This is a genomic window from Pseudomonas sp. R3-56, from assembly GCF_051132075.1.
Classification (GTDB): domain Bacteria; phylum Pseudomonadota; class Gammaproteobacteria; order Pseudomonadales; family Pseudomonadaceae; genus Aquipseudomonas.
Genome location: NZ_CP071657.1, coordinates 2,421,211 through 2,440,040, shown reverse-complemented (window position 1 = coordinate 2,440,040; position 18,830 = coordinate 2,421,211). Strand labels below are relative to the sequence as shown.

Sequence of the window (18,830 nt, the reverse complement as noted above, 5' to 3'; positions counted from 1 at the left end):
TGTATCAGGCAACTGATGTGTTGAATGGGCTACCGTCATCGCGAGCAAGCTCGCTCCCACAGGGGTTCTCCATCGTTTTGAGATCAGGTCAGGCCTGCGAGCTTTGCAGGTGGCTCATACTCGCCCCCAGCGCCTGGCGGATATCGGCCAGTTCATGGACGCTTTCGGCAAACGGCTCGAAGGACAGGTAGCCTTCATAACCGCCCGCGCGCAGCGCCTCGATCTGCGCGGCATTGCCAAGGATGTCGGCGTCGCCCACCAGCACCCGGTGGCCGTCGCGAATGCTCGCCAACGGAGCCTGCGCATCCTCGACGCCGGAGATGTGCACCAGCCCGGTCAGCTCGGGAAAAAATTCCTCCTCGCCAGCCAGGTGGTGATGAAAGGTGTCATGCACCAGGCGGAACACATCCAGCCCGCCGATGGCCTTGATCGCCTCCACCGCCGCGCGTTTGCGCCGCAACGAGCACTCCTCGAACCCCAGGGGTTCGATAAAACCGTAGATGCCGAAGGCGCGCAGGATCGGCGCCAACTCACTGAGCGCGGTGCGTAGCCCCGCCGCGCGTTCGGCGGCGTTGCGCGGGTCGGCGCGGTCGTTGAGCGGGCACATCACCAGGCCCTCGGCGCCACACTCGCGGGCGTAATCGGCCAGGCGCACGGCCTGGGCGCGGCGCTCTTCATTCCATACGTCGAACGGGTACAGGGCGTTGATCGACAGCACCTTGACGCCGCGTTCGTCGCACAGCTCACGGACCCGGGCGGGCGGCATGCCGTCTTCGATTTCGACACCCTTGAGGTCATTGCGGATTTCGATGGCATCGGTTTTCAACGCCAGCGCCAGGTCGATGAAAGCGGGCAGCGACAGGCGTGGGGCAACCATTCGGTTCAAGGCAAAACGCAGGGGCTTGTTCATTGTTGTTCTCCCTCCGGCATTCATGGAAATAGGTTATTGAGCAGTGGGCATGCTGAATTCGGGACCCTTGGCGATGCTGTCCGGCCAGCGCTGCATCACGCTCTTGTAGCGACTGTAGAAGCGCAGGCCTTCCTCGCCATAAGCGTGGTGGTCACCGAACAGCGAGCGCTTCCAGCCGCCAAAGGAGTGCCAGGCCATGGGCACCGGAATCGGTACGTTGATACCGACCATGCCGACCTTGATGCTGCGGGCGAATGCCCGGGCGATGCCGCCGTCACGGGTAAAACACGACACGCCGTTGCCGAATTCATGGGCGTTGATCAGCGCGACCGCCGTGGCGAAATCCGGCACACGAACGATCCCGAGTACCGGGCCGAAAATCTCCTGCTGGTAGATGCTCATTTCGGCAGTGACCTGGTCGAACAGCGTCGCCCCGACAAAGAACCCCTGCTCGGCCCCGGGCACCTTGAAGCCCCTCCCGTCGACGATCAGCCGCGCGCCCTCGGCTACGCCGGAATCGATGAAACCTTCAACCTTGGCCTTGTGCTCGGCAGTCACCAGCGGCCCCATGTCGGTGCCGGGCTGCTGGCCATTGCCGACCTTCAACTGGTCGATGCGTGGCAACAATCGCGCGATCAGCTCATCGCCGACGTCACCCACCGCCACGGCGATAGAGATCGCCATGCAGCGCTCACCGGCCGAGCCGTAAGCCGCTCCGATCAGCGCATCCGCCGCCTGGTCGAGGTCGGCGTCGGGCATGACGATCATGTGGTTTTTCGCCCCGCCCAGGGCCTGCACGCGCTTGCCGTTCGCGGTGCCCTGCTGGTGGATGTATTCGGCGATGGGCGTGGAGCCGACAAAGGAGATCGCCTCGATGTCCGGGTGCTGCAACAGCGCATCCACCGCCGTCTTGTCGCCCTGGACCACGTTGAACACGCCATCCGGCAACCCGGCCTCGGTCAATAACCGAGCCATCAGCAGACTGGCGGACGGGTCGCGCTCCGAAGGCTTGAGGATGAAGCAGTTGCCCGCCACCAGCGCCAGGGGAATCATCCACAGCGGCACCATCACCGGGAAGTTGAATGGCGTGACCCCGGCACAGACGCCCAGGGGCTGGCGCAGGTTCCAATTGTCGATGCCACCGCCGATGTTGTCGCTGAAATCGGTCTTGAGCAGGCTCGGCGCACCGCAGGCGTACTCGACGATCTCGATGCCCCGGGTGACTTCGCCGTGGGCGTCGGAGAGTACCTTGCCGTGCTCGCGGCTGATGATCTGCGCCAACTCGTCGTGGTGGCGGTCAAGCAGTTCCTTGAACTTGAACATCACCCGGGAACGGCGCAACGACGACTGCTCGGACCAGCCGGGAAAGGCCGCCAGCGCCGAAGCCACCGCTGCCTCGACGGTACCCGGTTCGGCCAGCGCCACCCGGGCCTGTACCGTGCCGGTAGCGGGATTGAAGACGTTGCTGAACCGCGCGGAGTCGTTGCTGTGCTCCTGACCGTTGATGTAATGGCCTATTACCGGGGTGTCGCTCATTGTCCTGGTCTCCGTTGGAATGTTCGAATTCAGAGGTCGAGCAGCCAGCTATGCTGCGGATCGTTATGGAATTGCCAGACCCGCTTCGGACCGGCCATGACGTTCAGGTAATACGACTCGTACCCGTAGGGCACGCTGACCGGGTGGTAACCCTTGGGCACCACGACCAGATCGCTGTTTTCCACGGCCATGGCCTGGTCGATGCTGCGATCGTCGGTGTAGACCCGCTGGAACACGAAGCCCTGGGGGGGGTTGACCTGGTGGTAATAGGTCTCTTCGAGAAAGCTCTGGTGCGGCAAATCGTCGGTGTCGTGCTTGTGCGGCGGATAGCTGGACGAATGTCCCGACGGCGTGCGCACTTCCACCACCAGCAGCGAATGGGCCGGCTCGCTGTCCGGCAGGATGTCGCAGACGTAGCGGGTATTGGCGCCCTTGCCGCGCACGCTGCGCTTCATGCTCTCGGGACGGATCAGCCGTGGGCCGTACGCATTCGGGGCGCCGCCCGGCGCGGCGCACACCGCCACTTGCACATCGCTCAACGCGGTGATCTGGGCCTGGCTGCCGGGCGGCAGATACGCGGCGTAAGGGGATTTGTCCTCGAATACCGACTGGCGATCCCCGAGGTTGTCCCAATCGAAGGCGCCCTGCCCCGGTGCTTCGCCCTTGAGGTTGATGCGGCCGCTGAGCAGTACCACGCACAATTCCCGGTCTGCGGCGGCCACCGGCAGGCTTTCGCCAAGGCTCAAGCGGTAGGCGGCAAAACCGACGTATTCCAGCGCGTCGCGTGGCAGTTCAACCATGGTCCGGTCGCTGGGATTGCTCTTGATCAGCAGGCTCATGGCGCAGTTCTCTCCTGCAACAGGGCACGCAGGGTGTCGTAGCCCTTCTTGGCATAGATATAACTCGGCGCCACCGCCGGGTCCTGCTCGGCCTCCACCACCAGCCAGCCCTGATAATCGGCAGCCAGCAGGACATCGAGCAACGCGGCGAAGTCGATATCGCCATCTCCAGGCACGGTGAACGTGCCGTTGATGATGCAGTCGGGAAAGCTCCAGAGGTTGTTGCGCGCCAACTGCACCACGGGTTTGCGCACGTCCTTGAAGTGCACATGGCAGATGCGCTCGATGTGTTTGCGCAGCACCTGCAGCGGTTCGCCGCCGCCCATGTAGCAATGGCCCGAATCGAACAACAGGCCGACCTCGCTGCCGGTCAGCGCCATCAGCTTGTCGATGTCCGAAGGCGATTCAACGTAGGCGCCCATGTGGTGGTGGTAGGCCAGGCGCACGCCTTGGGACAAGGTGAAGCGGGCCAGCTCGGTGAGCTTGTCGGCATAGGCCTGCCAGGCCTCGTCAGTGTGAAAGCGTGGCCGCTCGATCAACGGAATGCGCTGGCCCTGGATCGAATCGGCCACTTCGCCATAGACCAGCACCGTTGCGCCGTTCTGCGCCAACAGCTCGACATGGCTGGCGATGGCGTCGATCTCCTCGGCCGCCGAACGACGCGCCAAGCGACTGGAATACCAGCCGGAGACCAGCGCCAGGTCGTAAGGGCGCAACACGTCGCCGACGCCCTTGGCGTCCTTGGGAAACTTGCCATTGAGCTCGAAACCTTCATAGCCGATTTCCTTGCCTTCGCTCAACGCCGTGCTCAACGGCGTCTCGCCGCCCAACGATGGCAAGTCGTCGTTGCTCCAGGAAATCGGGTTGATGCCAATTCGAATAGCGGGCATGGCTGCACCTATTGTTGTTTTCTCTAATGTCCAACCGATCACCTGTGGCGAGGGAGCTTGCTCCCGCTCGGCTGCGAAGCAGACGCAAAAACCAGTGGCTACGGTTTACCTGTCGCATCGGGGTAGCTGACTTCGGGACTGCTTCGCAGTCCAGCGGGAGCAAGCTCCCTCGCCACAAAAGCCCTGTATCTCAGGCACGCGCAGCGCGCCAGGCCTCGATCAATTCCACAAACCGGCCCTGCACATTCCGGATCAGCGTTTCATCATCGATCTCCCCGGCCAGCCAGGCGCGGCTCGGTTCCTGGAAGATCGTCCGGCCCACGGCAAACCCTCTGCAAGTGCTGCTCTGGCTGGCCTGGCGAAAGCCTTCGGCCAACGCGGCCGCAGGGGCGTTGAGGCCCAGCAGCACCACGCCACGGCAATACGGATCGCGCTGCTGGATCAGCTCATCAAGTTGTTTCCACTCATCGCAGGTCTGCGCCTCGATTTTCCACCACGCCGGGAAAATACCCAGGTTGTAGAGCCGCTTGAGCGCCCGATACAGCACATCCGGATGGGCCGATGGATGATCCTTGGGCGGAATGACCTCCAGCAGCAATTCATGACCGCTGACCTGGGACGCCTTGTACAAGCCCAACAACTGCGCTTCCTGCTCCAGGCGCAGCAGCGGCTCATCGTCAGGATGAAATTGCACCAGGCATTTGATGATCTGCTCTTGTGGCCAGGCAATCAGGTTGCTGCCGATGGAACGGCCGTGTTCGAACGCCAGCGGCCGCGAGCCCTGCACTTCCACCGGCCGCGCGACCCACCAGCCGCGCCCGGTGGCCGCATTCAGGGAATCCTGGCCGAAACGCTGGTCGGCCAGCAGACCGACATCCGCCTCGATGCCCTGGCGTTGCAGGTCAGCCTCGACCCGCTCCACGGCCTGGATGAACAGTTGCTTGAGCTCGCCGATGCTGTCGAGGCCACGACCGCCCCGCTGGGCCAGTTCCACCAACTGCCAGCGATGGTCAAAGGCAAAGATGAACAGCTGTTTCCAGACCCTGCGCGGCACGCTGACCTGATGCAGCCGTTGCAGCACGACATCCTGGTCAGGGCGGGTGATCGGCACCGGGCTGGCAAACAGGTAATCGAGCTCGGCCCGGGTCGGCATCGCCGGGGCGCAGGCATGACGCGACACCACCAACCCGCCACAGGCGTTGGCCAACTGGCAGCAGCGTTCATCACTGGCGTCTTCCAGCCAACCGGCGAGAAAACCCGACATGAACGCGTCGCCCGCACCCAGCACATTCAACACCTCGACCCGCACGCCGGGGTAGATGGCGCCGTCTTCCAGGCGGTTCGGGATATCGCCGTGGATCACCGTGCAACCTTGCGGGCCAAGCTTCACCACCAGGGTCGCCGCCGTCAGCGAGCGCACGGTACGCAGCGCGGCCAGCAGATCCTCGCTGCCACCAGCGATCAAAAACTCTTCTTCGGTGCCGACGATCAGGTCGAAACGCGCCAGGATGCCTTGTACGTGCTGGCTGACCTTGCGGTCGGCGACAAAACGGGTTTCGCCATCGGCCTTGGGCGCCAGGCCCCAGAGTACCGGGCGGTAGTCGATATCGAGGATACGTTTGACCTGGTGCGTCTGCGCGTAGTCCAGCGCCTGGATGCTGGCCTGGTAGACGCTGTCGGTGGAGAAATGCGTGCCGGTGATCAACAGCGCCTTGCTGGAGGCGATGAAAGCTTCGTCGATGTCCTCGGCCCGTAGCGCCATGTCCGCGCAATTTTCACGGTAGAACACCAAGGGGAAGGTCTCGCGGTCCTTGATGCCGAGCAGCACCATGGCCGTCAGGCGTTCAGGGTCGACCTTGATGCCGCTGACGTCGCAGCCTTCTCGCATCAGGGACTCCACCAAAAAGCGCCCCATATGGTCATCGCCCACCCGGCTCAGCATCGCCGACCGGAGCCCGAGGCGGGCCGTGCCAAAGGCGATGTTGGCAGATGAGCCACCGAGGTACTTGGCGAAGCTCGAGACATCTTCAAGCCGCGCGCCGACCTGCTGCGCGTAAAGATCGACGCCCAGGCGCCCCAGGCAGATCACATCCAATTGACGTCCACTGGCAAAACGAGTCTGGCCCATGCTGGCTCCTGTTATTTTTATCAGCCTGCGCTTGCCGCCGGAACCGACGCCAACGCTTTGGTGAATGCAGACTAAAACGAGCGAACGGCAATAATCAATATTTTTTCCATAAATTTTTATTGTGGAATATTTTTTCCAATAGACTGTTACTTGACCGGACCAGACGCAGTGCATCGTTTCAGCAGGGCTTCCAACTGCGCGCGCTCATGATTTTCCCCGCGCCTACGCTGTAGACTGCGACCAGCCAACCTATTGTCGAGGACCGGCCCGTTTCCCAGGGCGTCCTATAAGAACAAGCCAGAAGGATTTCCTATGACCCGCCCCGATCTGCCGGTGCCGTCCGAGAGCGCGTCCGAACCCGCCCTCCCCAGCCCACCGATCAACGCCGAGCGGCTGTTGCAACTGATTACCGAGGAATACGAAGGCCTGCCTCGCCAGCTCAAACGCATTGCCAGCTACATGAGCCAGCAAAGCGACCGGATCATGGTCGATCGCATCAGCGACATCGCCCGGGAGTGCGAGGTACACCCGTCGGCCATCGTGCGTTTTTCCCAGCGCTTCGGCTTCAGCGGGTTCAGCGAAATGCAGGCGCTGTTTCGCGAGGCGTACACCCACAAGACCACGCCGGTGCAGAACTACCAGCAACGCATTCGCAGCATGATCGCCAACAAGTCGCAGAAGGCCAGCGCCGGCGACCTCGCCCGCGAATGCGTCAACGCTACCCTGTCGGGCATCGAGCGCCTGGGGCTGGAACTCGACGACGAGGCTTTCGAGAAAGCCGTCGACCTGGTGGTCAACGCCGACAACATCTACGTCGTTGGCGTGCGGCGTTCGTTCGCCGTGGCCGATTACCTGGTCTATAACCTTCAGCACACCAACAAGCGCATTCACCTGGTGTCCGGCCTGGGCGGCAGTTATCGCGAGCAGATGCGCAGCGTGAGGGCCAACGACCTGGTCATTGCCATCAGCTTTACCCCGTACGGCAAGGAAACCCAGCACTGCCTGCGCATCGCCCAGCATCACCAGGCCAAGACGCTGATCATCACCGACAGCAACCTGTCGCCCCTGGCCAAGCGGGCCAATGCGGTGCTGCTGGTGAACGAAGGCAGCTCGTTCGCCTTTCGCTCGTTGAGCGCCACCCTGTGCCTGTGCCAGGCGCTGTTCATCGCCGTGGCCTACCGGCTTGAACTCAAGGTTGATGAAATCCACGAACAGGTCGGATTCGAGGACTGACCCGGCCTGTAAAAACCGCTGAAGGAGAAGCCATGAAACTGATCGGCATGCTGGACTCGCCCTACGTGCGACGCGTCGCCATTTCCGCCAAGCGCCTGGGGATCGCCCTGGAACACCAATCGGTGTCGGTGTTCAGGCATTTCGAGCAATTCCAGCGCATCAACCCGGTGGTCAAGGCCCCAACCCTGGTGCTGGACGATGGCTCGGTGCTGATGGACTCGAGCTTGATCATCGATTATCTGGAAACCCTGGCCGGGCCCGCGAAAAGCCTGATGCCGAGCGATACGGGGCAACGGTTGCAATCGTTGCAACTGATCGGGTTGGCATTGGCGGCGTGCGAAAAATCGGTGCAGATCTATTACGAACGCACTTTGCGACCAGCGCAAATCCAGCATGCGCCATGGCTCGAAAGGGTCTCGGGCCAGCTGCTGGCGGCATATGGCGAGTTGGAGCAGGCATTGGTGAAACAACCATTGCCCACCGGTGGCTCGCTCGACCAGGCCGGCATCAGCGTCGCGGTGGCATGGACCTTCACCAACCTGTTGGTGGCCGATCAGGTGCAAGGCAAGGCCTTCCCACAGATCAGCGCGTTTACCGCTTATGCCGAAGGCCTGGAAGCGTTTGTCAGTACACCGGTGGAATAACGCTCCCACAGTACAAAACTGTGGGAGCGAGCTTGACGAAAAACCTGCGACCGACCAAAAAACAATGTGGGAGCGAGCCTGCTCGCGAAGGCGCCAGCGCATCGACATTGACGTCGACTGGCACGCCGCTTTCGCGAGCAGGCTCGCTCCCACACTGGGTTTCGACCCGGCTTTCAGGCCGGTTGCATTTTCCTGGGTTCTACGACCGTCAGCACTTCAAACCGATCCGCCAGGAACGGCGTGATATCCAGCGGCAACGGTTCGTCGTTCACCAGTTTGTCCAGCAATACCCCGGTGATGGCCGAGGTCAGGATGCCGGTGCGAAAATGCCCGCAGGCGTTGAGGTAGCCCTCCACGCCGCGCATCGGCCCGAGGATCGGCAATTCGTCCGGTGAGCCGGGACGCAGGCCGGCCCAGGTGCGTTTCAGGTTGATGTCGGCCAGTTGCGGGATACACCGCACCGCACCTTGCACCAAACCCTCGATCTCAGGGTAAGTGGTGGTCACGTCGAACCCTTTGTCTTCCGTGGTGCTGCCGATCAGGATTTCGCCGTTGTCCTTCTGCGCGATATAACAATCGCTGGTGGTCAGGCAGCCCCTGAGGATTTTCGGCATGCGCTCGGTCAGCAGGATCTGCCCCTTGACCGGCTTGACCGGAATCCGCACGCCCGTCGCCTGCTCGCTCAAGTCCGCCGCCCAGGCGCCGGCGGCATTGATCAGCGTCCGGCAAGTGAACGTGCCGGCTTCGGCGGTTTTCACACCGGCCACCCGACTGCCATTGCGCAACACCTCTGTCACGTTGGTGTTGAAGAACAGATCAACGCCATTCTGCCGCGCGCCCTCGGTATAGGCGTCGGCCAGGCGGAACGGGCTGACCTGGTGGTCGCAGAGAAACTCCAGCGCGCCCTGGGCCTCGTGGCTGACACTCGGTTCGGCCTCGCGCAACGCCGCCTGGTCGAGCCAGCGCACCTGATCAGCCAGGTGCGGAATGCAGGCGACAATGTGTTCGGCGTAGGAGCGGTCCTCATCGTCATAGATCACGAACTTCAGCCCGGTCTCTTCAAACTTGAAATCCATGCCATGACGCTTGATCAGTTCCCTGTGCAACTGCGGATACATCGCGTTGGACTGCAAGGCGAAATCGAAAAACGAGTCGGGCAGGATATGCGGCGTGCTGGCATCCACCGCCACGGCGGCGCCTTGTGTATGCCGCTTGCGGTTGGCCGACATCATGCGGAAAAAAATCACCCCGCAGCCCAGGCCCACCGACTCGCCGATGGCCCACAGGCCGCCGGCCGACGCGCGGGTGGCGTTGCCTGGACGCTTGGCATCGATCAGGGCGACTTTCAGGTGCTTGCGCTTGGACAGTTGATAGGCGCAGGACGCCCCGATCACCCCACCACCGGCGATCACCACGTCATAGTGCCTGATCATGGGAAACCACCTTCGTGTCGACGTTCTGGAACGCTGAGAAAGGAACCGGATCAATCGGAAAACGTGGTCGCAGCCAACCCACATCGGTGCGTCCGGTGGCTTCGCGCAAGCGGTCGGTGCAGTAGCCGACACACAGGCGGCCCTGGCAATCACCCATGCTCACGCGGGTGCGCATTTTCAGGCTGGCCATGTCTTGCACACCCTGTTCAAGGGCGCGGTCGATGTCCGCGCGGGTGGCGTGTTCGCAACGGCAGATCACTGTATCGGCGGCTGGCAGCGCGGTTTGCCCGGCGCCGCGCCGGGTGTAGCGATCAACGGCGGCGCGAAAACGAATGATCCGGTCCAATCGGACCTGATAGCGCCTGCGGCGCTCCTGCGCCGTGGCCTCATCCAGGACATTACGCTGCAGCAGGACCGACAGCGCCGCGATGCGTCCGCTCAACATGGCCGCTTCACCGCCGCGAATCCCGCCCATGTCGCCCGCCAGGTGGATATGCGCTTCGCTGCTGCGCTGCCAGGCATCGGACACGGCGCGCAGGTAGCCGTCCTCGCTGAAGCCATGGCCAAGCCCCATCTGCTGGCTCAACTGCGTGCGCGGGATAAACCCGTAGCCGACCGCCAGCGTCTCGGCAGGCAGCTGTTCAGCCCGTTCAAGGTCCGGCTTCCAGTCGGCGCAATAAGGCGCAACGGTCACGCTGCCCAATTCACTCTCACCCTCGGCGCGGACCACGCCCCAACCATAACGCACCGGGATGCCGTGCCGCTTGAGGTACGCCAGCATGCCCAGGCCATCGAGGAACAGTTGCGGCTTGTTCAGCAACGCCAGGCTTTCCTTGGCGATCCTGCCGAAGGCACAGGCTTCGTAGATGCCCGCCACGGTGACGCCCGAGGCGTGCAACTGGCAGGCCACCAAGGGCAGCAACGGGCCGGTGCCGGCAATCACCACCGGGCTCGGCGGCTTGACCACGCCACTCTTGATCTGCAATTGCAGGCCACCGAGCATCATCACCCCCGGCAGTGTCCAGCCGGGGAACGGCACACTGCGTTCATGACAACCGGCTGCCAGGATCAACTGGGAATAGGCCACCTCGCGCAGGCGCTCGTCGGCGTCCAGCAGCATCAGCGCGCGGAATCCCTCGGCACCGATGACCCGACTGCCCAATCGCACATCAATCAGGCCGGCGTTGCGCTGGAATTCCCCATGGAGCTTTGCCAGGGCCTCACTGTAACGCGCCCCCAGGTAGTCCAGGCTCACGCCATCGCGCAACGGCCCGCGGTACACCACGCCGCCCAGGCGTGGCGCTTCTTCGAGCAGCGTGCAACGCAGACCATTGGCGGCCAGCTCGATGGCCGCCGCCATCCCCGCCGGCCCGCCGCCAACAATCACCGGATCGAGGTTCATGGCGCCTCCGTTGTGGCGATGCGATTGGCCCGGGTTTCGATCTGCATGCCCGGTCGCACCAGCGTCTGGCAGGCCCGTCGCTTGTGGCGGCCATCGATCCTGACGAGGCAGCATTGGCAAATGCCCATGCCGCAATAGGCCCCGCTGATCTGATTGTGGTCGTTGCGGGCCACCTGGCGTTGGCCCAGGGCCTGGATGACGGTGAGGACGGTCTCACCCTCGGCGGTGTCAACAGCCTGGCCGTCCAGGCGTACGGTCATGTCGGCCCGTTTCAGCGGTTGAATATCGAATTTTCGGCGTAGAACATCCTGGGGATCGATCATGCGACTCTTCCTTAAGGTTCAGTAGGTCTCGGCTCCTTGCGCCACTTGCCATCAGCTTCCCACCAGAGCCCGCCAGCGATAGCGCGGCAGGACACAGCGAGGGACGCAGCATGATGGTGCGTGCCGGAATATGTTAGGGATTATTTGTGACGAAGTATTGATCCAGGCCAGTGAATGCATTTGCCGGCGCCCATGAACTTTTTTTCAGAAAGCCGACAGGTAATCTTTGGCAGAATGCTGCGCAATGGCTCCATTTCCCAACCGGTAACGCCCATGAACCGTATCCTGACCATCGAAGACGACGCCGTGACCGCCCGTGAAATCGTCGCCGAACTGACCCGCAACGGCCTCGACGTCGACTGGGTCGACAACGGCCGCGAGGGCCTGGAGCGGGCGGTCAGCGGTGACTATGACCTGATCACCCTCGACCGCATGCTGCCCGAACTCGACGGCCTGGTGATCGTCACCCAGCTGCGCAGCATGGGCGTGGCCACGCCGATCCTGATGATCAGCGCCCTCTCCGATGTCGACGAGCGGGTGCGTGGCTTGCGGGCCGGTGGCGACGATTACCTGACCAAGCCGTTCGCCACCGACGAAATGGCCGCCCGGGTCGAAGTGCTGCTGCGCCGCAACAACGGCGCCCGCGAACCGGAAACCGTGCTGCGGGTGGCGGACCTGGAGCTGAACCTGATCAGCCGCGAGGCCAGCCGCAACGGCCAGTTGCTGAGCCTGCTGCCCACCGAATACAAGTTGCTGGAATTTCTGATGCGCAACAGTGGCCAGATCCTCTCGCGCATGATGATTTTCGAAGAAGTCTGGGGTTATCACTTCGACCCGGGCACCAACCTGATCGACGTCCACATCGGTCGCCTGCGCAAGAAGATCGACCCGCCGGGCCTGGAACCGCTGATTCGCACGGTACGAGGTTCCGGTTATGTCATTGCTGAACCCCGCTAAGGGCTGGCGCTCCTCCAGCAGCCGCCTGCTGGCGCTGTACAGCTCGCTGTTCGTGATCTGGAGCGCGATCCTGATGGGGGTGATGTATTACGAGGTGTTCGGCTACCTCGACAGCCTCGCCAAGCATTCGCTGATGCAGCGCCAGCACCTGTTCGCGCGCATCCATGGCGAACAGCTGGAAGACGCGCTCATGGCCAGCCTGTCGCTGGATGAGCGCGGCGTCGACGCCTACGGTCTGTTCGACCCGCAATTGCGCCATCTGAGCGGACCGATCCAGCGCATCCCCGCCGACCTGCCGCTGGACGGCAAGATCCATATGCTCGGTGGCTGCGTCGATTCCGACGACCCGATGATCCCCTCCGACAGTTGCGACGCGGTCGCGACCCGCACCCAGGACGGGCGCTGGCTGGTACTGGCGCGGGACAACGGTTCGCTGTTCGCCGTGACCCGCATCATCCTGCACGCGCTGCTCTGGGGTGTCTCGTTGACCATCCTGCCGGGCATCGCCGGCTGGCATCTGTTGCGGCGCCGACCGCTGCGGCGTATCCGCGCCTTGCAGGCCAGCGCGGAAGCGATCGTCGCCGGCGACCTGACCCATCGTCTGCCGTTGTCGAGCCGTCGCGATGAACTGGACATGCTGGCAGCCATCGTCAATGCCATGCTCGATCGCATCGAACGGCTGATGAATGAGGTCAAGGGCGTCTGCGACAACATCGCCCATGACTTGCGTACCCCGCTGACGCGCCTGCGTGCCCAGCTCTATCGCATCCAGCAGGAGGCCGCGGACGGCTCTCCGGAAGCGTTGCAGATGGATCAGGTGATCGCCGAAACCGATACGCTGATGGCGAGGTTTCGCGGTCTGTTGCGGATTTCGGAACTGGAGGACCAGCAGCGCCGCTCCGGTTTCGTGCGTCTCGATCCGTTGCAGCTATTGCAGGAATTGCATGACTTCTACCTGCCGCTGGCCGAAGAGCGCGAGCTGGTCTTCACGCTCGAAGTGCCCGACAGCCTGCCCTTGCTCAACGGAGACCGGGCGTTGCTGTTCGAGGCCGTGTCGAACCTGTTGAGCAACTCGATCAAGTTCACCCCGCCGGGCGGCGAGGTGATCCTGCGGGGCGTCGACCAGGGCGACAGCAGCCGCATCGAAGTGCTCGACTCCGGCCCTGGCATCCCCGAGGCGGAACGCAAGGCGGTGTTCCGGCGCTTCTATCGCGCCGAGGGCAGCAGCCAGCACGGCGGCTTCGGCCTGGGCCTGTCGATCGTCGCGGCGATTGTCACGCTGCACGGGTTTACGCTGGAGGTGGATCGCAGCGAGCTGGGCGGGGCGCGGTTGGCGCTCGATTGTCGGGCGACGCTGCTTTGATTACGCAGTCCCATTGATGACGCGGTCTTCCGTGGCGAGGGAGCTTGCTCCCGCTCGGCTGCGCAGCAGCCGCAAGCTGTTAGACGCGATGTGCCTGGGGACTGCCGATTCGACAGGTTTGGGATCGCTGCGCGATCCAGCGGGAGCAAGCTCCCTCGCCACGGGGGATCGCGTCGGTCTTATGGGTCAGGCCGGATCGCTGCGATGCAGCGGCGTGTTGTACAGCTCATAGCGCAGTTCATCGATCAGCTTGTTCAAGCCTTCCTCGGAGCGGATGCTGTCGACGCTCATGCCGCTCACTACCAGATCGACCTCGCCGCTTTCCTGGCGGTACAGGCGAATGGTCAGGGTGCCGTCGCCGTTGAGGCTGCATTCACAGGCCAGTGGCGCAAAGCTTTGCTCGAGACGGGTACGTAACGGAGCCAGATGGGTCATCTATGCACCTCAGCTTCGAAGTCGCAAATGACCGGTGGCCGGCCTCCTGGCTCCCATAGACGTCCTGTCGATCTCACACTTGAAGGGTTTGCTGCACATCGGGGCGTATTCCTTGATTGTTTCGTGGGGACGCGGCGTTCAACAGCAATGCCGCACCCCTCCAGCCTAAGGAGGTTATAGCGTGCGCAGAACCTGAATTTGCACCAGAACACCAGGTGCATTTGCACTGGCTATCATGGTGCCTTTATCCGCCATTCGTTCGCGAACAAGCCCCGCTCCCGCGCCCAGACAATCGCCTCGCTACGACTATGGACGTCGAGTTTCGAATACAGCGTCGCCACGTGATTGCGCACGGTGTTGGGGGCCAGTTTCAAGCGCGCGGCAATTTCCTTGTCCGCCAGACCCTCGCAAATCAGCCCTAGTACGTCACGTTCGCGGGCCGTCAGCTCAGTGAACGACGTCGTCGGGGTCTGCGCGTTGATGCTCTTCACATTGGCCAGCTTTTCGATCAGGGTGCGGCTGAACCACGACGCGTCCTTCATCACTTCTTCGATGGCCGCTACCAGCTCCAGCTCCGAGCGCTTGCGTTCGGTGATATTCATCAGCACCAGCAGGAAACATGGCTTGTCCTGGATGATGACGGTATCGGCCGCCACTTCGCAGTCGATCTGCTCCCCGCCTTTCTTGTGCACCTTGACGTCGACCCTGGACACGGTGGCAGTCTTTTCCAGGCGCCCGAACAACGTCGCCGCCGCTTCCTTCTCGAGGAAGCCGATCTCCTCCACGGTCTTGCCCAACAGCTCTTCGCTGGCATAACCCGTCGCCTGGAGGAAGGCCTCGTTGATTTCCGCCAGTTGCAGCTCGGCGCTACAGATCAGCGTCGGCACCGGTGACAGCCGGAACGACTTGGCAAAACGCTCCTCGCTCTGGCGCAGCGCCGTTTCGGCCTTGCGCCGCGGCTCCATGTCCATGAACGAAAACAGCATGCAATCTTCATCGTGGAGGTCCAGCGGCTGGCCAGCGACGATCACCTGTTTGTTGGTGCCATCGGGCAAGCGCAGTTCGGCCTGCATCTGCGGGATGGTCGCGCCCTGCCCCAGGCGCTCGACGGCCAGATCGCGCTTTTCGGCAGCCTCGAGCACATCCAGTTCATACACCGAACGCCCAATCACCTCTTCGCGGCTGTAGCCGGTCATTTCCAGGAAACCCGCGTTGACCTTGATATAGCGCAAATCGCTGAGACGGCAGATCACCGCTGGTGCCGGGTTGGCGCCAAAGGTTTTCTCGAAGCGCTGTTCGGCGCTGGCCCATTCCGTGGCATCGCTGAGAATCAGCACCAGGTATTCCGGCTCGTCGTTGCGGTCGGTCAGCACCATGCTGCGGATGCGGTGCACCCAGGTGCGGTCCGGATCGGCCACGGGCGTGACCTCCACCAGCACATCGCTGAATTCGTCGCCGCGGGCGACACGGGCGATGGGATAGTTGTCTTCGGGGAGCGAATGGTTGTTGCGATAACGCAAATTGAAACGCCGGGCGTACTCCTTGGCGTTGGTGCCCAACTCGCCAAGCTCCTCGACTCCGTGCATGGTCAAGGCCGCTTCGTTGGCCCAGGCAATCGTCTGGTCGACTTCGATCAGCATCACGCCATCCGATAGCCCGGCGATGATCTGCAGCAGTTGGCGGCGATTGGTATCGGTGCTCGGGACTTCCAGATTCATTGGATCTCCGTGGGGGTCAGAAACGCATGGAGGTTACGACTCCTGCACGAGTGACGCGTTCCCTGTGCAGGAAACGGCTTTCTTCTGCGGGTCATTGCTGTTCGGCGGCCGTGTCGATGCTCACCACCACCGACATCCCTGGCCGCAGGCGTTCACTTTCGGGTTGGTCCGGATCCACGGCGATGCGAACCGGAACGCGCTGGGCAATCTTGACAAAATTGCCGGTGGCGTTGTCGGCCTGCAGCAGGCTGAACTCGGAACCGGTGGCCGGGGAAATGCGTTCGACATGCCCCTGGAAGCGGCGATGGCCGAGGGCATCCACGGTGAAGCTTGCCGGCTGGCCGACCCGTACCTTGTCCATCTGGGTTTCCTTGAGGTTGGCGATCACCCACTTCTGGTTCGGCACCAGCGCCATCAACTGCGCTCCGGAATTGACGTAGGCGCCCAGACGCACGCCTATCTGCCCCAGCTGACCGTCCCGTGGCGCCAACACGCGCGTGTTGGACAGGTCGATGCGCGCCAGTTGCACCGCCGCCTCGGCGCTGGCGACAGCGGCTTCCAGGGAGCCGCGGTTGACGATGACGGTTTGCCGGTCCTGACGGGCAATTTCCAGGCTGGCCTGGGCCTGGGCGACGGCCGCGGTGGCTTGGGCGCTGGCGGCGCGACTGATATCCAGTTCACGCCTGGACACCGAACCGTCCTTTATCAACGCCTCGTTGCGGCGCAGGTCGGCGGCGGCTTTGTGGGCCTGGGCCTGGCTGTCGGCCAGCGCGGCCTGGCGCAGCTTGATGCTCGCCTCGGCGCTGTTGCGCTGCTGTACGACGTTGGCCAGGGCCGCCTGTTGCACCGCCAGTTGCGCCAGCGCCTGGTCGAGCCGTTGCCGGTAGATGCGGTCATCCAGGCGCACCAGCAGATCGCCGGCCTTGACGAACTGGAAGTCCTGCACCGGGACTTCATGGACATAACCACTGAGCTGCGGCCCGATGATCGTCACCTGCCCGCGCACCAAGGCATTCTCGGTGGTTTCCACGGCGCTGCTGAACGGCGGCAATTGCCAGGCGTAAAGCACCACCAGCACGCCGACAATCGCCACTGCGGCGAATCCGAGGGATGAAAGTACCCGCACTCGCAGGGAGCGCGGTTTTGTCGCCGGAGCGGCAGGAGGCGCCTGGTCTTCCGGCGTATCGGCGATGGCGTTGGTGGTCGTGGTGGTCGGCTCGGTCATGAAGAAGTGGCACCGCTGGGTTGTGGCGAAGGAGCAGGCGCTGCGGCGGCGGGCTGGGTGGTGCTCATCAGCCACAGGGCACGAATGGAAATCCAGATCATGGTCAGCACGGCGATCACCGCGATCAGCATGAACACATCGTTATAGGCGAGTATGTTGGCTTCGCGGGTAGCGGCCGTGGCGAGGCTGCGAAGGCCTTGCAGGTGACGCAGGCCCGGATCGGCAATCAGCGAACTCACCGCCGAACCGCCGCTGTCCACCCGCGCGGCGACGCGAGGGTCGAACTGACTCAGGTTCTCCACCAGATGGCTGGAATGGAATTTCTCGCGCACCACCTGGAACGTGCCGAGCACCGCGGCCCCTACCAGGCCGCCGAGGCTCTGGCAGATCCCGAACAGCACGGAAAAACTCACCAGGTTTCGCGGGTTGGTCAGCACATTGCGCACGCCCAGGATCATCGTCGGCCCGAGGAAGAACGTGCTGCCGAATGCCAGCAGGAACTGGCTGAAATACATGTTTTGCGGACGGCTCAGGTTGTTCGAATAACTGTCCATCGCCGACCCCGTGGCCATCAACGCCAGGGAAATGATCAGCGGCATGAACAGGTGCGCCGGGTTGATGGTCAGCGCGCTGGTCACCAGCCCGGCAATACTGCCGATCAGCATCACCACGTAAAGGCTGTGCATCTGCTGGCTGCTCATGTTCAGCGCCTGCAGGAAACCCACCGCCCCGGTGGACTGTTCCGAGGTCACCATGCGGATCAGAATCACCGCCAGGGCCAGACGGATCATTACCCCGCTGCCGAGCCAACGCGTCATCAGCATCGGATTGCTGCGGTTATGTTCGATCGCCAGGCCCGCCATGATCAGCACGATGGAAGCCGCCGAGGCCACGCCGATCCATGGCGCTTCCAACCACCAGTCAATGCGCCCCAGCGACAACACCGCGCACAGCAAGGCGACGCCGCTGGCGAGCACGGTGAAGGTCAGGAAGTCGAGTTTTTCAAAGGTCTTGAAGCGATCGCCCGGCGGCAACTTGAGCAGCAGCACGCAGCCCAGCGACAGCAGCGCCATGCCCAGTTCGAACAGGTACAAGCCGCGCCATTCGGCGATTTGCAGCAGGTCTTCAGAGAACAGCCGGGCCATTGGCAAGGCCAATTGCGAAGTGCCCAGGCCCAACACCAGCGCCTTTAGCCGCCACTTGGCCGGGAAAGCCTGGACCATGTAATACAGGCCCAGGGAACTGAGGGCCGCCCCCACCATGCCATGGGCCGCACGCACGGCGATCGCCGAGTTCAGGTCGTTGACGAACAGGTGGCCGAAGGTCACCAGGGCGTAGAGCGCCAGGAACACTTCGGTGAACGCGCGCAAGCCGAACTGCTGGCGAAATTTCACCAGCAGCAGGTTCATCGAGACATTGGTCATGACGTAGGCCGCGGGCAACCAGGCCATCTCCGCCGTGGTGGCGCCCAGGGACCCTTGCAGATAGGGCAGATTGGCGATCACCAGCGAATTGCCCAAACCCCCGGTCAACGCCACCAGCACGCCAACCAGCGCGTAGGCAAGCCGCTTGGGCGTGGGATGCAACGGCGTCGAGGGCGAACCGGGCAGAGTCGGCCGTTCGTGCGGCTGCCAGGCGCGCGGGGTGTAGTGATCCATTCAAAAACCTTGCGGGAACATAGCGACAATAGGCCGCTGGAAACTTTCCAGATGCCTGTTCGACGACAAGGAACGCCAAGAAGTGCCGCAGTTGCTTTCATGGCGAGGGAGCTTGCTCCCTCGCGACGGATCGAGA

General features: G+C 62.9%; 16 protein-coding genes. 4 read left to right on the top strand and 12 right to left on the bottom strand.

What is annotated here, in order from left to right:
* Positions 1–88: 88 nt before the first annotated feature.
* The 5 genes from J3P96_RS11150 to J3P96_RS11130 all read right to left on the bottom strand — a co-directional run bounded on the left by J3P96_RS11150 (position 89) and on the right by J3P96_RS11130 (position 6,303).
* Positions 89–910, bottom strand: a complete 822-nt coding sequence (locus tag J3P96_RS11150) for a TIM barrel protein (RefSeq protein WP_434630210.1) — start codon at positions 908–910, stop codon at positions 89–91.
* A 33-nt stretch (positions 911–943) separates the two neighbouring features.
* Positions 944–2,446, bottom strand: coding sequence for a CoA-acylating methylmalonate-semialdehyde dehydrogenase (locus J3P96_RS11145; protein WP_434657085.1), 1,503 nt, complete (start codon positions 2,444–2,446; stop codon positions 944–946).
* A 29-nt stretch (positions 2,447–2,475) separates the two neighbouring features.
* Complete coding sequence (gene iolB, locus J3P96_RS11140; protein WP_434657083.1) at positions 2,476–3,285, bottom strand: 5-deoxy-glucuronate isomerase; 810 nt, start codon at positions 3,283–3,285, stop codon at positions 2,476–2,478.
* Positions 3,282–4,175 carry a myo-inosose-2 dehydratase gene (gene iolE / locus J3P96_RS11135; protein WP_434601148.1) on the bottom strand — a complete coding sequence of 298 codons (894 nt, stop codon included), beginning with the start codon at positions 4,173–4,175 and terminating at the stop codon, positions 3,282–3,284. The genes iolB and iolE overlap by 4 nt, the downstream gene beginning before the upstream one ends.
* A gap of 190 nt (positions 4,176–4,365) precedes the next feature.
* Entirely contained in the window at positions 4,366–6,303 is a 1,938-nt protein-coding gene (locus tag J3P96_RS11130) for a bifunctional 5-dehydro-2-deoxygluconokinase/5-dehydro-2-deoxyphosphogluconate aldolase (protein ID WP_434657081.1), read from the bottom strand.
* 312 nt (positions 6,304–6,615) lie between these two features.
* On the opposite strand from J3P96_RS11130, the gene J3P96_RS11125 reads away from it, so the two are divergent.
* Both J3P96_RS11125 and J3P96_RS11120 read left to right on the top strand, forming a co-directional pair.
* Entirely contained in the window at positions 6,616–7,536 is a 921-nt protein-coding gene (locus J3P96_RS11125) for a MurR/RpiR family transcriptional regulator (RefSeq protein ID WP_305500359.1), read from the top strand.
* A gap of 32 nt (positions 7,537–7,568) precedes the next feature.
* Positions 7,569–8,180, top strand: a complete 612-nt coding sequence (locus J3P96_RS11120) for a glutathione S-transferase (protein ID WP_434657078.1) — start codon at positions 7,569–7,571, stop codon at positions 8,178–8,180.
* A 173-nt stretch (positions 8,181–8,353) separates the two neighbouring features.
* Here the strand turns inward: J3P96_RS11120 and hcnC are convergent, their stop codons facing one another.
* The 3 genes from hcnC to hcnA are packed head-to-tail and all read right to left on the bottom strand — an operon-like array spanning position 8,354 to position 11,338.
* Positions 8,354–9,613: a cyanide-forming glycine dehydrogenase subunit HcnC gene (hcnC, locus tag J3P96_RS11115; RefSeq protein WP_434657076.1), complete on the bottom strand. Its 1,260-nt coding sequence runs from the start codon at positions 9,611–9,613 to the stop codon at positions 8,354–8,356.
* Positions 9,597–11,015 carry a cyanide-forming glycine dehydrogenase subunit HcnB gene (hcnB, locus tag J3P96_RS11110; RefSeq protein ID WP_434657074.1) on the bottom strand — a complete coding sequence of 473 codons (1,419 nt, stop codon included), beginning with the start codon at positions 11,013–11,015 and terminating at the stop codon, positions 9,597–9,599. Before hcnB ends, hcnC begins: the two co-directional genes overlap by 17 nt.
* Positions 11,012–11,338, bottom strand: a complete 327-nt coding sequence (gene hcnA, locus J3P96_RS11105; protein ID WP_434657072.1) for a cyanide-forming glycine dehydrogenase subunit HcnA — start codon at positions 11,336–11,338, stop codon at positions 11,012–11,014. Before hcnA ends, hcnB begins: the two co-directional genes overlap by 4 nt.
* Positions 11,339–11,611: 273 nt before the next feature.
* On the opposite strand from hcnA, the gene J3P96_RS11100 reads away from it, so the two are divergent.
* Together J3P96_RS11100 and J3P96_RS11095 are read left to right on the top strand one after the other, a co-directional pair.
* Positions 11,612–12,295: a response regulator transcription factor gene (locus J3P96_RS11100; protein WP_305500352.1), complete on the top strand. Its 684-nt coding sequence runs from the start codon at positions 11,612–11,614 to the stop codon at positions 12,293–12,295.
* A complete protein-coding gene (locus tag J3P96_RS11095; protein ID WP_434657070.1) occupies positions 12,273–13,658 on the top strand; it encodes a sensor histidine kinase in 1,386 nt (461 codons plus the stop codon). The genes J3P96_RS11100 and J3P96_RS11095 overlap by 23 nt, the downstream gene beginning before the upstream one ends.
* 186 nt (positions 13,659–13,844) lie before the next feature.
* Here the strand turns inward: J3P96_RS11095 and J3P96_RS11090 are convergent, their stop codons facing one another.
* From J3P96_RS11090 to J3P96_RS11075, 4 genes are all read right to left on the bottom strand, one after another.
* Positions 13,845–14,093, bottom strand: a complete 249-nt coding sequence (locus J3P96_RS11090) for a DUF1652 domain-containing protein (RefSeq protein ID WP_305500349.1) — start codon at positions 14,091–14,093, stop codon at positions 13,845–13,847.
* A 233-nt stretch (positions 14,094–14,326) separates the two neighbouring features.
* A complete protein-coding gene (locus J3P96_RS11085; protein ID WP_434657068.1) occupies positions 14,327–15,811 on the bottom strand; it encodes a PAS domain S-box protein in 1,485 nt (494 codons plus the stop codon).
* Positions 15,812–15,902: 91 nt separating this feature from the next.
* Complete coding sequence (locus tag J3P96_RS11080) at positions 15,903–17,036, bottom strand: HlyD family secretion protein (protein ID WP_434657065.1); 1,134 nt, start codon at positions 17,034–17,036, stop codon at positions 15,903–15,905.
* The gene (locus J3P96_RS11075) at positions 17,033–18,694 is read right to left on the bottom strand and encodes an MFS transporter (protein ID WP_434657063.1); all 1,662 of its coding nucleotides are present in this window, start codon (positions 18,692–18,694) and stop codon (positions 17,033–17,035) included. Before J3P96_RS11075 ends, J3P96_RS11080 begins: the two co-directional genes overlap by 4 nt.
* Between the last annotated feature and the right edge of the window lie 136 nt (positions 18,695–18,830).